Annotated in this window: 15 protein-coding genes; 13 read left to right on the top strand and 2 right to left on the bottom strand. The window is 67.4% G+C overall.

Annotated elements, in window-relative coordinates; all coding sequences use genetic code 11:
* Positions 1-285 precede the first annotated feature (285 nt).
* The 13 genes from fliF (at position 286) to fliR (ending at position 12529) form a co-directional block, all read left to right on the top strand.
* On the top strand, positions 286-2088 hold the full coding sequence (gene fliF / locus PWP93_RS13535) for a flagellar basal-body MS-ring/collar protein FliF (protein WP_421044820.1): 1803 nt from the start codon (positions 286-288) through the stop codon (positions 2086-2088).
* Positions 2078-3073 (top strand): flagellar motor switch protein FliG, encoded by a 996-nt coding sequence (gene fliG, locus PWP93_RS13530; RefSeq protein WP_421024998.1) that lies wholly within the window; start codon positions 2078-2080, stop codon positions 3071-3073. The genes fliF and fliG overlap by 11 nt, the downstream gene beginning before the upstream one ends.
* On the top strand, positions 3066-3767 hold the full coding sequence (gene fliH / locus PWP93_RS13525; protein ID WP_421024999.1) for a flagellar assembly protein FliH: 702 nt from the start codon (positions 3066-3068) through the stop codon (positions 3765-3767). Before fliG ends, fliH begins: the two co-directional genes overlap by 8 nt.
* 5 nt (positions 3768-3772) lie before the next feature.
* Entirely contained in the window at positions 3773-5563 is a 1791-nt protein-coding gene (fliI, locus tag PWP93_RS13520) for a flagellar protein export ATPase FliI (RefSeq protein ID WP_421045091.1), read from the top strand.
* Positions 5560-6009 (top strand): flagellar export protein FliJ, encoded by a 450-nt coding sequence (gene fliJ / locus PWP93_RS13515; RefSeq protein WP_421025000.1) that lies wholly within the window; start codon positions 5560-5562, stop codon positions 6007-6009. The genes fliI and fliJ overlap by 4 nt, the downstream gene beginning before the upstream one ends.
* 82 nt (positions 6010-6091) lie before the next feature.
* Complete coding sequence (locus tag PWP93_RS13510) at positions 6092-7657, top strand: flagellar hook-length control protein FliK (RefSeq protein WP_421044819.1); 1566 nt, start codon at positions 6092-6094, stop codon at positions 7655-7657.
* 299 nt (positions 7658-7956) lie between these two features.
* Complete coding sequence (gene fliL, locus PWP93_RS13505) at positions 7957-8463, top strand: flagellar basal body-associated protein FliL (protein ID WP_421025002.1); 507 nt, start codon at positions 7957-7959, stop codon at positions 8461-8463.
* 111 nt (positions 8464-8574) lie between these two features.
* The gene (fliM, locus tag PWP93_RS13500) at positions 8575-9573 is read left to right on the top strand and encodes a flagellar motor switch protein FliM (RefSeq protein ID WP_129563413.1); all 999 of its coding nucleotides are present in this window, start codon (positions 8575-8577) and stop codon (positions 9571-9573) included.
* On the top strand, positions 9566-10036 hold the full coding sequence (gene fliN, locus PWP93_RS13495; RefSeq protein WP_421025003.1) for a flagellar motor switch protein FliN: 471 nt from the start codon (positions 9566-9568) through the stop codon (positions 10034-10036). Before fliM ends, fliN begins: the two co-directional genes overlap by 8 nt.
* The gene (gene fliO / locus PWP93_RS13490; RefSeq protein ID WP_421044818.1) at positions 10033-10578 is read left to right on the top strand and encodes a flagellar biosynthetic protein FliO; all 546 of its coding nucleotides are present in this window, start codon (positions 10033-10035) and stop codon (positions 10576-10578) included. The genes fliN and fliO overlap by 4 nt, the downstream gene beginning before the upstream one ends.
* Positions 10578-11411, top strand: coding sequence for a flagellar type III secretion system pore protein FliP (fliP, locus tag PWP93_RS13485; protein WP_421044817.1), 834 nt, complete (start codon positions 10578-10580; stop codon positions 11409-11411). Before fliO ends, fliP begins: the two co-directional genes overlap by 1 nt.
* Before the next feature lie 10 nt (positions 11412-11421).
* Entirely contained in the window at positions 11422-11691 is a 270-nt protein-coding gene (gene fliQ / locus PWP93_RS13480) for a flagellar biosynthesis protein FliQ (protein ID WP_421025006.1), read from the top strand.
* A 46-nt stretch (positions 11692-11737) separates the two neighbouring features.
* A complete protein-coding gene (gene fliR, locus PWP93_RS13475) occupies positions 11738-12529 on the top strand; it encodes a flagellar biosynthetic protein FliR (protein ID WP_421044816.1) in 792 nt (263 codons plus the stop codon).
* Positions 12530-12554: 25 nt separating this feature from the next.
* Here fliR and PWP93_RS13470 read toward each other — a convergent pair whose 3' ends face one another.
* Positions 12555-14285 (bottom strand): ShlB/FhaC/HecB family hemolysin secretion/activation protein, encoded by a 1731-nt coding sequence (locus PWP93_RS13470; protein WP_421044815.1) that lies wholly within the window; start codon positions 14283-14285, stop codon positions 12555-12557.
* Between the two features lie 236 nt (positions 14286-14521).
* Positions 14522-18955, bottom strand: coding sequence for a beta strand repeat-containing protein (locus tag PWP93_RS13465; RefSeq protein ID WP_421044814.1), 4434 nt, complete (start codon positions 18953-18955; stop codon positions 14522-14524).
* Between the last annotated feature and the right edge of the window lie 246 nt (positions 18956-19201).

Here is a 19201-nt window from a genome sequence, read left to right as displayed (position 1 = left end):
AAGAGGGATCGTGCGAGGGCGGATGCCGCCGCCCGGCGAATCCGGCGCCCATGCAGGTGACGTGCAGCTCACCTGCGAGTTGTACGCGGATGGCATACAGCGCTCCGAATCTGGGAAGGAGCATAGCAATTCGCCATTTCCGGCAGCCTCGAAACTAGGGGGAAAACCCGGCTCTATTCGCGCAATCGGGTTGCCGGCGGGTGCGGATAATCGCTGTCGTGAAAGTTTCCGCCGCGCGCATGCCGTGCAAGCGGGAACAGCCAGCCTCCCGGAGAAACCCGTCGCATGGATTCGTCTGCCAACTCGTTGATCAACCCCGATGCCCGGGTGGGCCTCGCCACCAGCGGCGCCGCTCCGGGCGTGGCCGCGGCCGGCGCGGCGGGCGCGGCAGGCGGGCTCGGGGAGGACCTGGGCGGCGGCCTGGCGCAGCGCCTCGGTTCGCTTTCTTCGCTGCGCAATGTGCGCGGCAACCCGCGCGCGCCGCTCATCGTGGCGGTGGCGGTGCTCGTCGCCGTGGTCGCGGGCCTGATCCTGTGGTCGCGCGCGCCCGACTACAAGGTGCTCTACAGCAATCTCTCGGACCGCGACGGCGGCGCGATCATTACGGCGCTGCAAGCCGCCAACGTGCCGTACAAGCTCTCGGAAGGCGGCGGCGCGATTCTCGTGCCGTCCGAGCAGGTGGGCGAAATGCGCCTGCGTCTCGCCCAGCAGGGCCTGCCCAAGAGCGGCTCGGTGGGCTTCGAGCTGATGGACAACCAGAAGTTCGGCATCAGCCAGTTCGCCGAGCAGGTGAACTACCAGCGCGCCCTCGAAGGCGAGCTCGAGCAAACGATTCAATCGATCCAGAGCGTGAAGTCCGCGCGCGTGCATCTGGCGATTCCGAAGCCCTCGGTGTTCGTGCGCGAGCGCGAGGCGCCCACGGCCTCGGTGCTCGTCAACCTGTACCCCGGCCGCGTGCTCGATGAAGGCCAGGTGGCCGCCATCACGCACATGGTCGCCTCGGCCGTGCCCGATCTGCCGGTACGCAATGTGACCGTGGCCGACCAGGACGGCAACCTGCTCACGCAGAGCGCCGCGAGCGCCGGCCTCGACGCCTCGCAGCTCAAGTACGTGCGCCAGGTCGAGCACGACACCCAGGCGCGCATCGACGCGATCCTCGCGCCCCTCTTCGGCGCCGGCAATGCGCGCTCGCAGGTGAGCGCCGACCTCGACTTCTCGAAGCTCGAGCAGACTTCGGAAAACTACGCGCCCAACGGCAGCCCGCAGCAGGCCGCGATCCGCAGCCAGCAGCAGAGCATCGCCACCGATTCGCAGCAGTCGAGCGCCGGCGGCGTGCCGGGCGCGCTCTCGAACACGCCGCCGCAGCCCGCTTCCGCGCCCATCACCGCACCGGCGGCGGGTGCGAACGGCGCGCCCAGCACCACGCCGGTCTCGGATCATCGCGACACCACCACGAACTACGAGCTCGACAAGACCGTGCGCCACTTCAGCCAGGCGCCGGGCAGCATCAAGCGGCTCTCGGTGGCGGTGGTCGTGAACTATCAGCAGAAGGTGGACGCGAAGGGGCACGCCACGCTGCAGCCGCTCGACGCGCAAAAGCTCGCGCAGGTCGAGCAGCTCGTGAAGGACTCGATGGGCTATGACGCGAAGCGCGGCGACTCGGTGAACGTGGTGAACGCCGCCTTCCAGACCGAAGTCGATCCGAACGCGAACCTGCCGTGGTGGCGCCAGCCCGACATGCTCGCGCTCGCGAAGCAAGTCGCGACCTGGCTTGGCATCGGCGTGGTGGCGCTGTTCCTCTACTTCGTGATGGTCAAGCCGGCGCTGCGCCGGGCCTTCCCGCCGCCCCCGCCGGCCGCCGCCCTGCCCGCGCTCGCGGGCATGGACGAGCCGATGCTGCTCGACGGCCTGCCCAGCGCGGACAAGCTCGAAGGCGCGGCAGACGCCGAAGCGGACCCCGCCCTGCTCGCACTCGAAAACGACAAGCACAAGTTCGAACGCAACCTCGAATTCGCGCGCAGCATTGCGCGCCAGGATCCGAAGATCGTCGCAACCGTGGTCAAGAACTGGGTGAACGATGAACGCTGAAGGAGCCACCAAGAGCGCACTGCTGCTCATGTCGATCGGCGAGGAAGAGGCCGCGCAGGTCTTCAAGTTCCTCGGCCCGCGCGAGGTGCAGAAGATCGGCGCCGCCATGGCCGCGCTCAAGAACGTCAAGCGCGAAGAGATCGACGCCGTGCTGCAGGAGTTCGTGAAGGAAGCTGAGCAGCACAGCGCGCTCTCGCTCGACTCGAACGACTACATCCGCAGCGTGCTCACCAAGGCGCTCGGCGAGGACAAGGCCGGCGCCGTGATCGACCGCATCCTGCAAGGCGGCGACACGAGCGGCATAGAAGGTCTCAAGTGGATGGATTCGGGGTCGGTCGCCGAGCTCATCAAGAACGAGCATCCGCAGATCATCGCCACGATCCTCGTGCATCTGGACCGCGACCAGGCCTCGGAGATCGCCTCGTGCTTCAGCGAGCGCCTGCGCAACGACGTGCTGCTGCGCATCGCGACGCTCGACGGCATCCAGCCGCAGGCGCTGCGCGAGCTCGACGACGTGCTCACGGGCCTGCTCTCGGGCAGCGACAACCTGAAGCGCAGCCCGATGGGCGGCATCCGCACGGCCGCCGAGATCCTCAACTTCATGACGAGCCAGCACGAGGAAGGCGTGATCGAAAACGTGCGCCAGTACGACGCCGAACTGGCCCAGAAGATCATCGACCAGATGTTTGTTTTCGAGAACCTGCTCGATCTCGAAGACCGCGCGATCCAGTTGCTGCTCAAGGAAGTGGAGTCGGAGTCGCTCATCATCTCGCTCAAGGGCGCGCCGCCCGCGCTGCGCACCAAGTTCCTCTCGAACATGTCGCAGCGCGCCGCCGAACTGCTCGCCGAGGACCTCGACGCGCGCGGCCCTGTACGTGTTTCGGAGGTCGAAGCACAGCAGCGGCGTATCCTTCAGATCGTTCGCAATCTTGCCGAAAGCGGTCAGATCGTGATCGGCGGAAAGGCGGAAGACGCGTATGTCTGACGAAGCAACGCAAACGCAAACGGGCACGCGGCAGCAGCGGCGCGCGCCCTCGGCGTACCAGCGCTGGGAGATGGCGTCGTTCGACCCGCCGCCCCCGCCCCCGCCGCCGCCCACGCCCGACGAAACCGCCGCTTTCGAGGCGCAATTGCTGCGCATTCGCGAGAACGCCCATCAGGAAGGCCTGAAGTCGGGTCACGTGGCGGGCCAGGCGCTCGGCTATCAGGCCGGCTACGAACAGGGCCACAAGCAGGGCTTCGAGCAGGGGCGCGAAGAAGCGCGCGTCCAGGCGCGGCAACTGGCGCAGCTCGCGCAACGCTTTGCCGAGGCGCTGCAAACGGCCGAAGCGGGCGTGGCCGACACGCTCGTCGAGCTCGCGCTCGACATCGCGCAGCAGGTGGTGCGCCAGCACGTGCAGCACGACCCGACGGCGCTCGTCGCCGCGGCGCGCGAGGTGCTCGCGCACGAGCCGCAGCTCACGGGCTCGCCGCAACTCGTGGTGAGTCCCGCCGATCTGCCGGTGGTGGAGGCGTATCTGATGGAAGAACTGCAGGCGCGCGGCTGGTCCGTGCGCACCGATGCCGCGCTCGAGCGCGGCGGCTGCCGCGCGCAGGCGGCGAGCGGCGAAGCGGATGCGGCCATCGGCACGCGCTGGGAGCGTGTGGCGCTGGCGCTCGGCAAGGCGCGGCCGTGGTGAGCACGATGAATCCCAGCCCGCACCAGACGATCCACACGGGCGGCCTCACGCCGCTCGAGCAGGAGCTTGCGCTCGCATCGTTCGGGCCCGGCGCGCATGACCCGGCGCAAGTGCGCGGCGTGCTGGTGGACGACGGCGCGCAAGCAAGCCAGCATGGCGCCGATGCAGCCGCTCAAGCGGCCGCGACGCTCGACGCCGTCGAGGCAGCCATCGCCAACGCGACCAATGCTGCCGATGCAGACAATGCAGCCGATGCCTCCAGCCCAGCGTGGAACGGCGCCGATGCCGGCCACGACAATCCATCGGCGAGCCAAAGCGGCCCGCGTGAACCAGCCGCCGACCAGCGCGCGGCCTGCACCCCGCCGCCCAGCTACGACCCGGCCAACCCCCACCTGGCCGCCTGGAACGCCCATCTCGCGAGCGTGCGCGCGCGCAACGCACTGGCCTTGCCGCTGCGCGGCTGCGGCCGCCTCACGCGCGCGGCGGGCCTCGTGCTCGAAGCCGTGGGGCTGCGCCTCGCCGTGGGCGCCGAAGTCATGATCGAACTGCCGCCGGGCAGCTCGCTGCCGATGGCCGAGGCCGAGGTGGTGGGCTTCGCGGGCGACAAGCTCTTTCTCATGCCCACCACGGAAGTGGCGGGCCTGTTGCCGGGCGCGCGCGTCTGGCCGCTCGAGAGCGCGCCGATTGCCGACCCGATGTCGGGGGCCAAGCGCCTGCCGGTGGGCTGGGGGCTGCTCGGGCGCGTGCTCGACGCCTCGGGCCGCCCGCTCGACGGCCTGGGCGCATTGAATGCCGAAGCCGATGCGCCGCTCACCGCGCCCGTCATCAACCCGCTGAACCGCGAGCCGATCCACAAGGTGCTCGACGTGGGCGTGCGTGCGATCAACGCGCTGCTCACGGTCGGGCGCGGCCAGCGCATGGGCCTCTTTGCCGGCTCGGGCGTCGGCAAGTCTGTGCTGCTCGGCACCATGGCGCGCGCCACCAGCGCGGAAGTGATCGTGATCGGCCTGATTGGCGAGCGCGGCCGCGAAGTGAAGGAATTCATCGAGCAGATTCTCGGCGAGGACGGCCTCGCGCGCTCGGTCGTGGTGGCCGCGCCCGCCGACGTCTCGCCGCTCCTGCGCATGCAGGCCGCCGCGTACACAACCACGCTCGCCGAATACTTCCGCGACCAGGGCAAGCACGTGCTGCTGCTGATGGATTCGCTCACGCGCTACGCGATGGCGCAGCGCGAGATCGCGCTCGCGATCGGCGAGCCGCCCGCGACCAAGGGCTATCCGCCTTCGGTGTTCGCGAAGCTGCCCGCGCTCGTCGAGCGCACCGGCAACGGCCCCGAAGGCGGCGGCTCGATCACCGCGTTCTACACCGTGCTCACCGAAGGCGACGACCAGCAGGACCCGATCGCCGACTCCGCGCGCGCGATTCTCGACGGCCACATCGTGCTCTCGCGCACGCTCGCGGAGGCGGGCCACTATCCGGCCATCGACATCGAGGCATCGATCAGCCGCGCGATGACCGCGCTCATCGACGAGCCGCATCTGAACCGCACGCGCGTGTTCAAGCAGATGCTCTCGCGCTACCAGCGCAACCGCGATCTCATCAACGTGGGCGCTTACGTGAGCGGGCGCGACGCCGTGCTCGACCGCGCCATCGCGCTGTATCCGCGCATCGAGGCGTTTCTTCAGCAGGGCTTTCGCGAAACCGCGAACTACGAACAAAGCGTCGAGATGCTCGGCGCGCTGATTGGCAACACTTCAGGCAATGCACAGGGCAACGGCCAGGGAGCCAGGACATGACGAAGCAGACCGCACTGCAAACCCTCATCGGGCTCGCGCAGGACGATGTCGACACCGCAACGCAAAAGCTCGGGCGCGTGCAGCGCGAGCGCGTGGAAATCGAAAAGCAGCTGAAGTCGCTGATCGATTACCGCGACGAGTATCACGCGCGCTTCACCGAGTCGGCGCGCGCGGGCATGGCCGCCGGCAATGTGCGCAACTTCCAGGCGTTCATCGACACGCTCGATACCGCCATCGACCAGCAGCGCCGCCTGCTCGAGCAGGCCACGCAGCGCGTGGAGGCGGCCAAGCCCGACTGGCAGCGCAGCAAGCAGAAGCTCGGCTCGTACGAGGTGCTGCAATCGCGCCACGAGGAGGTCCAGGCGCGCAAGGACGCCCGCCGCGAACAGCGCGACGCCGACGAGCACGCCGCCCGCGCGCTGCGCATGCGCAACGCGCATTCGTGAAATTGGTGACCTGTTTAGTGACTTATTGGTGATTTACTAGTGACGCCGGCGCGTCCGGATCACGTTCAAGAGAGCAAGCAGCATGTCGCTTCTATCCGCAGTCAGTTCGTTGCTCGGCGCCGCCGTGGATGCGGCCACGGGCGCGCAGAGCAGCGCCGGCAATGGCGCCGCCGCGAGCGCTTTCGACCTCGCGAGCCGGGGCTTCGCGCAAACGCTCCAGCAAAGCATTGCCGCGCAGAACGCGCGGGGCGGCGCGCCACGCCCGGTTGTCCAGGCCAGTTCGCCTCAGCAAGGGGCGCACGCTTCGGCGGGCGCGGCGTCCACGGCTTCGACCGCTCACGGCGGCGCGAGCGCAACGACGCAGTCTGCTCAATCCGCGCCGTCCACGTCATCCGCGCAAGCGTCCCAGCCCGCGCAGCAGGCCGGTAGCGGCGCTGCGCACGCACCGAGCGTCGATCACCGCGCCGACAACGCCCTCGCGCGCCAGAAGCAGGCCGAAGCCGCCGGCTCGCAGGCCGCTGCGGCACAGATTCAGGCGCAGCAAGCCCAACAGGCCATGCAGACGGCGCAGCAGGCGCTGAGCAACGGCGATGCCACCGCGCAGGCCGCCGAGGCCGCGCTCGCGAGCGTCGCCTCGACGGCCGCCGGAGCCGCGGGCGCGAGCACCGACGCGAACGGTGCAAGCATAACGGGCGGCGCGGCGGGCGACGGCACGAGTACCGCCAGCGGCGACCCGAAATCGGTCAGCGACGCGCTGCACGCCACGCTCGCGACGCTGCGCGGCGGCGCGGCCAGGCTGAACACGCAGGTTGCGGGCGCAACCGAGGGCGCCGCCACGACCCCGGCCAATTCGACGATAGCTGGCAGCTTTGCGGCGCACATGAGCACGCAGGCGAAGGCCAAAACCCTGGGCGCCGGCCTCGACGACAAAAACGCCGCCGACACCGCCGCCAAGTCCGTGGCCGCCGCGCCGCAGGACGCAGCCGCGCAAAACGCCAATGCCACGCTGGCCGCAACGGCGCAGCAGCAGGCAGCGTCCGCGCAACCCGTGGTATCGAGCAGCGCGACAGACGCCCTCGCCGCCACCCAGGCGGCCGCAGCCGCCGCGGCTCAGGCCCAGGCGGCGCAGGCCGCCCAGAGCGCGAGCGCCAACCCCGCCGCAGCGGCGGCGGCTTCCGCCACGCTGGCCCCGCAGGTGGGCACGCCGGGCTGGGAGGACGCGCTCAGCCAGAAGGTGGTGTTCCTCTCGAACGCCCACCAGCAATCGGCGGAGCTCACGCTCAATCCCAAGGACCTCGGGCCATTGCAGGTCGTGCTGCAAGTCGCCGACAACCATGCGCACGCGCTCTTCGTGTCGCAGCATCAGCAGGTGCGCGAGGCCGTGGAGGCCGCGCTGCCGAAGCTGCGCGAACAGATGCAGCAGAACGGCATCGGCCTCGGCAGCGCGAGCGTGAGTGACGGCTTCTCGCGCCAGATGAACCAGCAGGCGCAACAGGACGGCGGCAGCGGATCGGGCTCGCGCGGCGCGCGTGCGTCGGGTTCGGCTGGCGTGGCGGGCATCGGCGCGGCCGGCGGCGCGGACGGCGCAACCAGCGCCGCCGCCACGGTCACGCAGCGCAGCGTGGGCTTGATCGACACGTTTGCCTGAGACATTCCCGCAGTCGCAAGCAGCAAAAGCGGTGCAGACAGAGGCGTCGATGCGTCGGCGCCTCGGCACCCCCACGCCTCGTCCTACCAGGCCACGCTCGCGCAACAAAGCCACGAGATAGCCGCAAATCCCCCGTCTATTCCTCCCATCGCCGCAGCGCAAAAGCCGGAACAATGCAGGCTGCCGGGATGAATGCGCGCGCGCGCCATGGCGATCATGGCGATCGGCAACGAAGCGCCACCCGGCCCCGACAACAGCATGATCAGCACGATCACGACTTACCCAGGCTCACGACCGACATGGCGACCACGACCGCAACCCAGCAAGCCGCGCCCCAGGGCGCGCAACCCGGACCGCTGAAGCGCATCCTTCTCATCGTGCTCATCGCGGTGCTTGCCGCCGGCGCGGCGGGCGGCGGCGTCTGGTTCTTCATGTCGCGCCACGCGGCGAGCGCCCCGGCAGCCGCGAGCGCGCCCCCGCCGCCCGCCGTGCCCGTCTACTACGCGCTCGAGCCGATGACCGTCAACCTGCAATCCGACGACGGCGAGACGCACTACCTGCGCATCGGCCTCACCCTCAAGCTCGACAGCCAGGCGACCCAGGACGCGCTCGTCGCGCACATGCCCGAGATCCGCAGCCGCCTGCTGCTCGCGCTCTCGAACAAGCACCCGGCCGATCTCGCGCCGCTCGACGGCAAGCGCGCGCTCGCGACCGAGCTCGCCGCGCTCATCGCCCAGCCGTCCGATTCGCGCGGCACCGCCGGTCACGTCGAAGACGTGCTGTTCACCGAATTCGTCGTGCAGTAAGCCCAGCATGGACACGCTCAACATGAACCCGCGCGTTCGCCTGCATGCCATGCGTGCCCGCGCGGGTATCGCGGATATCGCGCAGCCAATCCGGAGCCTTGCATCATGAGCATGGGTCACGACGAGTTCATGTCGCAGGAGGAGGTCGACGCCCTCCTCAAGGGCGTCACCGGCGAGATCGAAACCGAGGCCGCCCAGACCGAAAAACCCGGCGTGCGGCCGTACAACATCGCGACGCAGGAACGCATCGTGCGCGGGCGCATGCCCGGGCTCGAAATCATCAACGAGCGTTTTGCGCGGCTGCTGCGCGTGGGCATTTTCAACTTCATGCGCCGCACCGCCGAGATTTCCGTGGGCCCCGTGCGCGTGCAGAAGTACAGCGAATTCACGCGCAACCTGCCGATCCCGACGAACCTGAACCTCGTGCACGTGAAGCCGCTGCGCGGCACGTCGCTGTTCGTGTTCGACCCGAACCTCGTGTTCTTCGTGGTGGACAACCTGTTCGGCGGCGACGGGCGCTTTCACACGCGCGTCGAAGGCCGCGACTTCACGCAGACCGAGCAGCGCATCATCAGCAAGCTGCTCAACCTCGTGTTCGATCACTACACCACCGCATGGAAAAGCGTGCGCCCGCTCACGTTCGAATACGTGCGCTCTGAAATGCACACGCAGTTCGCCAACGTCGCGACCCCCAACGAAATCGTGATCGTCACGCAGTTCTCGATCGAGTTCGGCTCGACCGGCGGCACGCTGCACATCTGCATGCCCTACTCGATGATCGAGCCGATCCGCGACGTGCTCTCCTCGCCGCTGCAAGGCGAGGTGCTCGACGTGGACCGCCGCTGGGTGCGCGTGCTTTCGCAGCAGGTGCAGGCCGCCGAAGTGGAGCTCACCGCGGATCTCGCGCAAGTGCCGGTCACGTTCGAGCAGATCCTGAACATGAAAAAAGGCGACGTGCTGCCGATCAACATTCCCGAGCACATCGTCGCCAAGGTGGACGGCGTGCCGGTGATGGAATGCGGCTACGGAATTTTCAATGGTCAATACGCGTTGCGGGTCCAGAAGATGATCAGCGCAGCCGACACGATGAAGGAAGGTGGATATGAGTGACGTGAACGCCATGCAAGGCAGCGAGCCCGTGCGCGACCCGGCCCCCGCGGCCGATGCGGCCGGTGCAATGGAGTCAATGGACTCGATGGACGACTGGGCCGCCGCGCTCGCCGAGCAGAACGGCCACGAAAGCCACGAAGTGGCCGCGCAGCCCGCCGCCGTGTTCCAGCCGCTGTCGAAGGTCGATTCGGGCGCGACGCGCAACGACATCGACATGATCCTGGACATCCCCGTCCAGATGACCGTCGAACTGGGCCGCACCAAGATCGCCATCCGCAACCTGCTGCAGCTGGCGCAGGGCTCGGTGGTGGAGCTCGACGGCCTCGCCGGCGAGCCCATGGACGTGCTCGTGAACGGCTGCCTCATCGCCCAGGGCGAAGTGGTGGTGGTGAACGACAAGTTCGGCATCCGCCTGACCGACATCATCACGCCCTCCGAGCGCATCCGGAAGCTCAATCGATGAAACGCCTTGCCGCATCCGGCTGCGCGCTGGCAAGCGCATGCGCATGGCTCGCCGCCATGCCCGCGCGAGCCGCCGACTTGCAGACCGTCAACCAGGCCGTGAACGAAGCCGCGCGCTCGGCGTCGGGCGCATCGGCGGCGATCGTGGGAAGCGCAGCGCCCTCGCTCGGCTTCGGCGCGGTGCTGCAAACCGTGTTCGGCCTGCTGCTCGTGATCGGCGTGGTGTTCGGCTGCGCATGGCTCGCGCGGCGTCTCGGGCTCCAGCATGGTCCGAAGAGCGCACTCGTGAAGACCGTGGGCGGCGCCTCGCTCGGCGGCAAGGAGCGCGTGGCCGTGGTCGAGATCGGCGACACCTGGCTCGTGCTGGGCGCCGCGCCCGGCAATGTGCGCCTCCTGCACACGATGCCCGCGGGCGAACTGCCGGCCGCTGCCGGCACCGGTGCCCCCCTCGCCCTTCAAGGCAACTTCGGACAACGCTTTCGTGACGCGTTGAAACACGAAGCAGGCAAACGTTTCAAGCGTCACGACGGCGGAGCGCAGTAATGCACGGCAGCACCCTTCCCGGCGCGCGCACTCGCGCGCACACGTCCTCGATCGTTAGCCTCGCGCGCGCGGCATTGCCCGTTGCGCTCGTGCTCGGTGCGGGCGCCGCAGCGCTGCTGCTGCCGCACCTCGCGCACGCACAGGCCCTGGCGCAGCCGCAAGGCCTGCCCGCCTTCAACACGAGCCCGGGCCCGAACGGCGGCACCACGTATTCGCTGAGCGTGCAGACCATGCTGCTGCTCACGATGCTGTCGTTCCTGCCCGCGATGGTGCTGATGATGACGAGCTTCACGCGCATCATCATCGTGCTCTCGCTGCTGCGCCAGGCGCTCGGCACGACCACCACGCCGCCCAACCAGGTGCTCGTGGGCCTCGCGCTGTTTCTCACGCTGTTCGTGATGTCGCCAGTGCTCGACAAGGCGTACAACGACGGCTACAAGCCATTCGCCGCCGGCACGCTGCCGATGGACGAAGCCGTGACGCGCGGCGTCGCGCCCTTCAAGACCTTCATGCTGCGCCAGACCCGCGAATCCGACCTCGCGCTGTTTGCGCGCATCTCGCACGCAGCGCCCATGCAGGGCCCCGAGGACGTGCCGCTCACGCTGCTCGTGCCCTCGTTCGTCACGAGCGAATTGAAGACCGGCTTCCAGATCGGCTTCACGATCTTCATTCCGTTTCTGATCATCGACATGGTGGTGGCGAGCGTGCTCATGTCGATGGGCATGATGATGGTTTCGCCCGCAACGATCTCGCTGCCGTTCAAGCTCATGCTGTTCGTGCTCGTGGACGGCTGGCAGCTGCTGATCGGCTCGCTCGCGCAAAGCTTCACCTGAGGAGTTCGCCATGACGCCCGAAACCGTCTTGACCCTTTCGCACGAAGCCATGTACGTGGCGCTGCTGCTGGCCGCGCCGCTGTTGCTCGTGTCGCTCGCGGTGGGGCTCGTGGTGAGCCTGTTCCAGGCGGCCACGCAAATCAACGAAAGCACGCTCTCGTTCATTCCCAAGCTCATCGCGATTGCGGTGACGCTCGTGATTGCCGGACCGTGGATGCTCACGACGATGCTCGATTACATGCATCGCATGTTCGCGAGCATTCCGGCGCTCGCGAGCTGAGCGGTCATATTCCCGCACGCTTTCCTGCGTTCGCAGACGCCCGCCGATGTTCACCGTCACCTACGCTCAGCTCAATCTCTGGCTCACCGCGTTCCTCTGGCCGTTCACGCGCATTCTCGCGCTGGTGGCCGCCGCGCCGCTGGTGGGCCATCGCTCCGTGCCCACGCGCGTGAAGATCGGGCTTGCGGCGTTCACGACGCTGATCGTTGCACCCACGCTTCAGTCCATGCCGCAGGTCACGGTGTTTTCGGCTGAAGGCGTGTGGATCCTGGTTAATCAGTTTCTGATCGGCGCGGCACTGGGCTTTACGATGCAGATCGTGTTCGCGGTGGTGACGGCGGCCGGCGATTTGATGGGGCTGGGGATGGGGCTGGGCTTTGCGTCATTCTTCGATCCGCAGGCCAATACTTCTACGCCTGCGCTTTCGTCGTGGCTCAACATCATGGCGATGCTCGCGTTTCTCGTCTTCGACGGGCATTTGCAGATGATTGCCGCGCTGGTGGAGACGTTTCATAGCGTGCCGGTGTCGGCGAACGTGCTTTCCGGCAATGGCTACCGGTTGATCGCGAACTGGGGCGCGACGGTGTTCAATGCCGGGCTGCTGCTCTCGCTGCCGGTGGTGGTGGCGTTGCTCATCACGAATATCTCGCTCGGCATTTTGAATCGCGCCGCGCCGCAGATCGGGATCTTTCAGATTGGATTTGCGCTCACGATGCTGGTGGGCTTGCTGCTGATTCAGCTGATGATGCCGAATTTGATTCCGTACTTCGCGCGGCTTTTCGATGGCGGGGTCGAGCAGATGGGGCGGGTCGCGGCGGGGTTGCGGCCAGTGCCGTGAGGTTCTGCAACACCGTGCGGCCTCCCTAAATCGCCGCCGTAACCGTCACCCACGTCTGCTGACGCGCCGCATGCTCGGGCGCGGGTCCCGCGCGCATCGCGTAGCTGATCTGCGCCGACACGCGCTTGCCCGTATAGCTCGCACCAATCCCGTAACCCTGCAAGTGCACCGACGCCCCCGTCATGGCGCCATCGCTGCGGATCCGGCCGCGCGCGTCGTCATAGAAAACCTGCAACGCGACGCCCGGCAGCGGCGGGATGAACTGGCTCACGCCAACGGAAGCAATCACGCCGTCGTCGACAGACGCGGTGTTCTGGTCGTACGCGCGCACGGCCGTTGGTCCACCCAGGCCGAGCCGCTGCGAACCGTTCAGGCTGCGGCTCGCCCATTGGCCATGCACCGAGAGCGTCGCTTGCGTGGTCGATGTCAGCGCCTGAATGAAAGTCGCGGACGGTTCGATCTTCAGGAAATTGAACCGGCGGTCCACATACTCGGGGTTGGCGCTGCTGTAGTCGTATTCCTTCTGCGTGGTCGTGCCATAGCTCGTGACGAAGCTGTACTGCGTCGCGTTGCGGCGCTCGCCCCATTTGCCGTAGTAGTTGCCGTCGGCCCGCATCGACGCAACGTAGTTGCGTTGCCGGCTCACGAGGATGTTGTCGAGCCGCTCGTCGGTCGTGAACCACGCCTCCATGCTCGCGCCGAGGTCGAGACTCGCATTGGCGGTGCGGATCACCGGCGAAGAGCCATATACGCTGGCAACGTCGGCGCTCCCCGTGCCGAGGCCGCTGAATTCCTCGCCAAGCTTGTAATCGACATGCGAGTACGCAATGCCCGCCCGGCTCGCGCCCAAGCCGGTCAGCATGTCGTAGGACAGCCGGCCGAGGCGCGTTCGCCCTTCCTCGCCCGAGCTCGTCTGCATGAAACGCGGCGTGAAGTAGACGGTCGCCTGCAACTGGTCGCCGAGGCCGAGCATGTTGTTGACGCCGCCGGACACGCCGACACGGCGCCAGCCCGCCTGGCGCGACCCCGAGTTGTCGAGGGTCGCGGCGGCGTAATAGCGGTCGGCGGGCGCGACGTCGACACCGACGATCGCGCCGCCCGCTTCGGTTCCCGTCGAGAGCGTCGACGCTACCGGGCCGACGCCGGGAATGCCTTGGACGACGCGCATGTTGCGCTCGATTTCGCGCAGGGTCGGCGTGGCCTCGCTGGTGGTCTCCAGGATGGCCTTGAGCCGTGGCGTCGATACCTTCGAACCATTCTTCACGGCGACCGATTCCACATGGCCGCGCTCGATGCCGAAGCGCACCACGCCTGCCGTGACGGTCTGCGGCGGCAGCGTCACGCGCACGAGCGTATCGCCGCCGTTGTACAGCACCGTTGTCAGTTCGTCGCGCAGCGCATGCAATTGTGCGAGCGTCACGCTGCGCCCGCGCCACGGCGCGAGGAAGGCATCGACGCGCTGCTGCTCCGCGTCGGAAAGTGCGCCATCGAAGGTGAACGCGTCGACGACGAAGCTGAACTCGCCCTCGGCGGGCGGCGTCTGGGCCGGCGTCGACGGCGGCAACGCGCTCGCGCGCTCGCCGCCGGACTCGCCTTCGATGCCGCGCGTCGTATCGGCGTTCTGCCGGATCAACGCGCCGGCGTTGGGGAGTTCGAAGGCTTGTGCGGAAACATGCCACGCCGTCAGGCCGAGCAGCGGCAAACAAGCAGGGCCGAGGCGATGGCAAAGGTGCCGGTACCGGTTGGAGGCTTTCAAGGTGCGAAGAAAATCAGGGGTGCAAATCGGCGCGACCCAATCCGCAAGACATGCCGGCGGCGCCGGAACGCGAAAGGGTGTGGGAAGGCCAATCAGGGAAGGAGAGGCAACGCGTGCCTCCCCCTTGTCGTATGAGCCGGCCAATTGGCGCCAAAGCCGGCTGGAGACGGGCGGTTGCCCGTCTCCGCGATCACCGGGAGAGTGCGCCCGGCAATCGATGCCGCCACTGCTGCCCGTTACTGGCCGCTAATGGTGATCGGCGTGGGCAGGTTGATCGTCGGCGCCGACAGCGTGCCCAGATACGTCGGGGCCGCGGCTTCCACCGTGATCGACTTGCCCGCCGTGTTGTTGCCCGCGATGACAGCAACCCCGCGCAGCGCGATGTCGGTGGCCGCGCGAGTCTGCGTCGTCGGGTACTGGCCGATCATGCCGGTATAGGCGATCGTCGGGATGCCGGTCGCCGGATCGATCGAGACGCCCGGATCGACGGCCAGCAAGACGCCACCGTTGCGGCTGGTGATGTTGCCCAGCTGGAACACGCCCTTCGTGCCGGTCTTGCATCCCGCGTCGGCTGGCGTGCAAACGCGATTCGTTGCGTGAGCAACGATATCGCCGTCGGCATTCACGTCGCGCAGCAGGAAGACGCTGTCACCCTCGACCGAGACGGTCTTGCCGCTCAGCAGCCCTGCCTGGAGCGTTCCGCTGGTGCCGATCTTCACGTCCTGACCCGCCGTCGTGCTCACGCCGTAGTCCTGCACGACGTTGGAGCCCGTGAGGTAGACGGAGCCCTTGTTGGCCGTCACGTTCGCGTACTGCTTCAGGTTGCCGGGAAGCGCGCCATCGGCCTGGACCTGCACGTCGCCCGTCGTGGCGGTCACATTGCCATTGATGTTGACGCCCGAGCCCGTCATGGTCACGCTGCCGCCCCGGACTTCCGAGTTCGTCGTCAGGGCGCCCTCGCCGACCGCGGCGAGCAGGACGTTGCCGCCCGCGCTCACCCGTTGTGCCCGGAGCTCGCCGGCCGCGGCGATGTTCACGTCCTGACCCGCAACGGTATTGACGCCCGAGGTCTGAATGACGTTGCCGCCGATGAGGTTCACCGAACCCTTGTTCGCCGTGATGTTCGAGAACTGCGTCAGATCGCCGAGCTTCGTGTTGAACGCCTGGATCGACACGTCGCCCTTGGTGGCGGTGATCGGCGCGGTGATCTCGACACCCGTGCCCTGCATGGCCACGCTGGCGCCGTTGACTTCGCCGGTGACCGCCAGGTCGCCGTCGCCGAGCGTGCCCATCTTGATGTCGCCGTTGGCAATCGTGCGTGCCGCCTGGAGCGTGCCGGTCGCGCCGATATTCACGCCGTTGCCGGCATAGGTGGTGACACCCTTCTTCTGCGTGATGTTGGTGCCCGTGAGGTTGACCGAGCCCTGGTTCGCCGTCACGTTGGCGTTCTGGTTCAGGTCGCCCTTGCCCAGGCCATCGGACTTGATGGAAACGTCGCCCTTCGTGGCGGTAATCCACGAATTGACGTCGACGCCGGTACCCTGCATCGAGACGCTGCTGCCATTGACGCCGTCGACGACCTTGACCGGACCTGCCGCGCCGAGCTTCACGTCGCCCACGGAGTCCACGCGCGCCACCTGCAGCGCGTTGGTCGCGCCGATATTCACGCCGCTGGTGGCCGTGCTCACGCCGTTGCCGCCAGCATAGGTGACGGAGCCCAGCTTCTGCGTGATGTTGGTGCCCGTGAGGTTGACCGAGCCCTGGAACGCTTTCACGTCCGCGTTCTGGTTCAGGTCGCCCTGGCCCAGGCCATTGGCCTTGATCGATACGTCGCCGGTCGAGGCGTTGATCCATGAGTTGACGTCGACGCCCGTGCCCTGCATGGCCACGCTGCGCCCATTGATGGCGTCGTTGACCGCGATGGCGCGCGCCGCGCCGAACTGCACGTCGCCGTTGGCGCTCACGCGGGCGGCCTGAAGCGCGCCGGTCGCGCCAATCTTCACGCCATTGCCGGCAAAGGTGCCGATGCCCCGCTTCTGCACGATGTTCGTGCCCGTGAGGTTGACCGAGCCCTGGTTCGCCGTCACGTTGGCGTTCTGGTTCAGGTCGCCCTTGCCCAGGCCATCGGACTTGATGGAAACGTCGCCCTTCGTGGCGGTAATCCACGAATTGACGTCGACGCCGGTACCCTGCATCGAGACGCTGCTGCCATTGACGCCGTCGACGACCTTGACCGGACCTGCCGCGCCGAGTTGCACGTCGCCCACGGAGTCCACGCGCGCCACCTGCAGCGCGTTGGTCGCGCCGATATTCACGCCGCTGGTGGCCGTGCTCACGCCGTTGCCGCCAGCATAGGTGACGGAGCCCAGCTTCTGCGTGACGTTGGTGCCCGTGAGATTGACCGCGCCCTGGAACGCTTTCACGTCCGCGTTCTGGTTCAGGTCGCCCTGGCCGCTCTGGCCCAACACGCCGTCGGCCTTGATGGACACATCGCCCGTCGAGGCAAGAACCCACGAATTGAGATCGACGCCCGTGCCCTGCATCGACACGCTGCGGCCGTTGATTCCGTCGGTGACCTTGATCGGACCCGCCGCGCCGAGCTTCACGTCGCCCGCAGTGTCGATCCGCGCGGTCTGGAGCGCGCCGGTTGCGCCGATATTCACGCCGTTGCCCGCATAGGTGACATAGCCCTTCTGCGTGACGTTGGTGCCCGCGAGGTTGACCGCGCCCTTGAACGCCTTCACTTCCCCGTTCTGGTTCAGGTCGCCCTGGCCGAGGGCGTCGGCCTTGATCGACACGTCGCCGGTCGAGGCGTTGATCCACGAGTTGAGGTCGACGCCCGTGCCCTGCATGGCCACGCTGCGCCCGTTGATGGCGTCGTTGACCGCGATGGGGCCTGCCGCGCCGATCTGCACGTCGCCGTTGGCGCTCACGCGGGCGGCCTGAAGCGCACCGCTTGCGCCGATCTTCACGCCGTCGCTTGCGTAGGTGCCGATGCCCTTCTTCTGCAGGACATTGGTGCCCGCGAGGTTGACCGAACCCTGGTTCGACCTCACGTCGGCGTTCTGCTTCAGATCGCCGTTGCCGAGAGCGTCGGCCTTGATGGAGACGTCGCCCTTCGCGGCAGTAGCGGTAATCCACGAGTTGACGTCGACGCCGGTGCCCTGCATGGCCACGCTGCCGCCGTTGATGCCGTCGGTGACCTTGACCGGACCCGCCGCGCCGATCTGCACGCCGCCCGCGGTGTCGATCCGTGCCGTCTGGAGCGCGCCGCTTGCACCGATATTCACGCCGTTGCCGGCATAGGTGACATAGCCCGTCTTCTGCGTCACGTTGGTGCCGGCGAGGTTGACCGCACCCTTGAACGCCTTCACATCCGCGTTCTGGTTCAGGTTGCCTGCGCCCGAACCATCGGCCTTGATGGACAGGTCGCCGGTCGAGGCGGTCATCCACGAATTGACGTCGACGCCCGTGCCGCCCTGCACGGCCACGCTGCGCCCGTTGATCGCTTCGTTGATGGCCACGGCCCCCGTGCCGCCCGCGCCGATCTGGACATCGCCGGCGCTGCTGATGCGGCCGCTCGACACGACATCGCCGCCGCCGGTCCCGATCTTGACCGCGCCTTGCGAGGTGGTCAGATACGCACCTTTCTCGACGGTCACGTTATGGCCGGCGCTGCCGTACTCGCCGCCGCTCGGCGCGGTGTCGGCGTTAAACGGCGAAAGGTACGGCGGGTAGCTCACCGGCGCCGAGCCGATCGTAATGTCGGTTGCCGCGTTGATGCGGCCGCCCGCGCTGACGCTGCCGTCGAGCTGCGAACCGAGAATGATCGAGCCGCCCTCGCCCGTGGTGGCGCGCGTGGCTTCCAGCGTGCCCGAGTTGCGCACCACCGTGGCGAGCATCGCGCCCGTTGCCGCGGCATTGAGCTGGACGTTGCCGCCGTTCGCCGTGATCACGCCGCTATTGGCGGCGAGCGCGTTCTGCGCTTCGCGCCCGAGCATGACCTTGAAGCCCGAGCCGTTCATCTGCATGGCCACGCCGTCGGCGGCGCCGAGCGTGACGTCTTTCGCGCGAATCGTGCCCTGGTTGGTCGCCTGCGCGCCGAGCAGCACGACGGCTTCGCGCGCGTTGATCTGACCGTCGTTCGAGACGACGCCCTGGCCGCCGTTCGCGGACAGGTTCATGATGCCGATGACGGGTTCGCCGCCGTCCATGAACTTCTGGCTGTCGACGTTGAGCGTCGACGCCACCAGACTGCCCACGTTCACCTGCGACGTCTTGCCGAACATCACGCCCGAGGGGTTGACCACGAACACCCGGCCGTTCGCCGTCAGCGCACCGTCGATCTGGGTGGGCGCCGCCGCTGTCGTCACGCGGTTGAGCACCGCCGAGGTCGCGCTGGGCTGGTTGAACGCCACGCTCTGGTCACGGGCGATGTCGAAGTTGTTCCAGTTGACGACCATCCTGTCGGTGGCCTGGTTGATCGTCGTTTTGGCGCCCTGTGTGGCGATGGTGCCGCTACCCGCCGCGACGACCCCGCCTTCGACCGCGCTGGCGCCGTTCGCATAGCCGAGAGCCGCAGTCAGCATGGCAGGCATGATCGCGAGCCGGAAGGCGGGCTGATGGGGCGTTCGGGAGCGTCGGTGGCGAATGGACTTGTTGTAGCTCATTTCCTGACCTTGTAACGAGTTCTTTTCATTACCCGGACGGGGCGCTATGGTCTATTCCCATGCCGGGGGCTCTTCGGACTGCTTACGTAAGCGCATCTGAAAAATGTAAGTAAACGTAAGCAGAGCGAGGATTCTATTGGGTCGAAGGAAAGCGATACGTAAGATGACTCTTAAAAGAACCCGGGCTCAGAGATAAAAAAAGCGGAGGTGCGCCGAACGCGCACCTCCGCTTTTTGATTCAGGAAA

The sequence above is a fragment of the Paraburkholderia sp. A1RI-2L genome (assembly GCF_048957375.1).
GTDB lineage: Bacteria > Pseudomonadota > Gammaproteobacteria > Burkholderiales > Burkholderiaceae > Paraburkholderia.
This window is presented reverse-complemented; position numbering and strand designations above follow the sequence as displayed.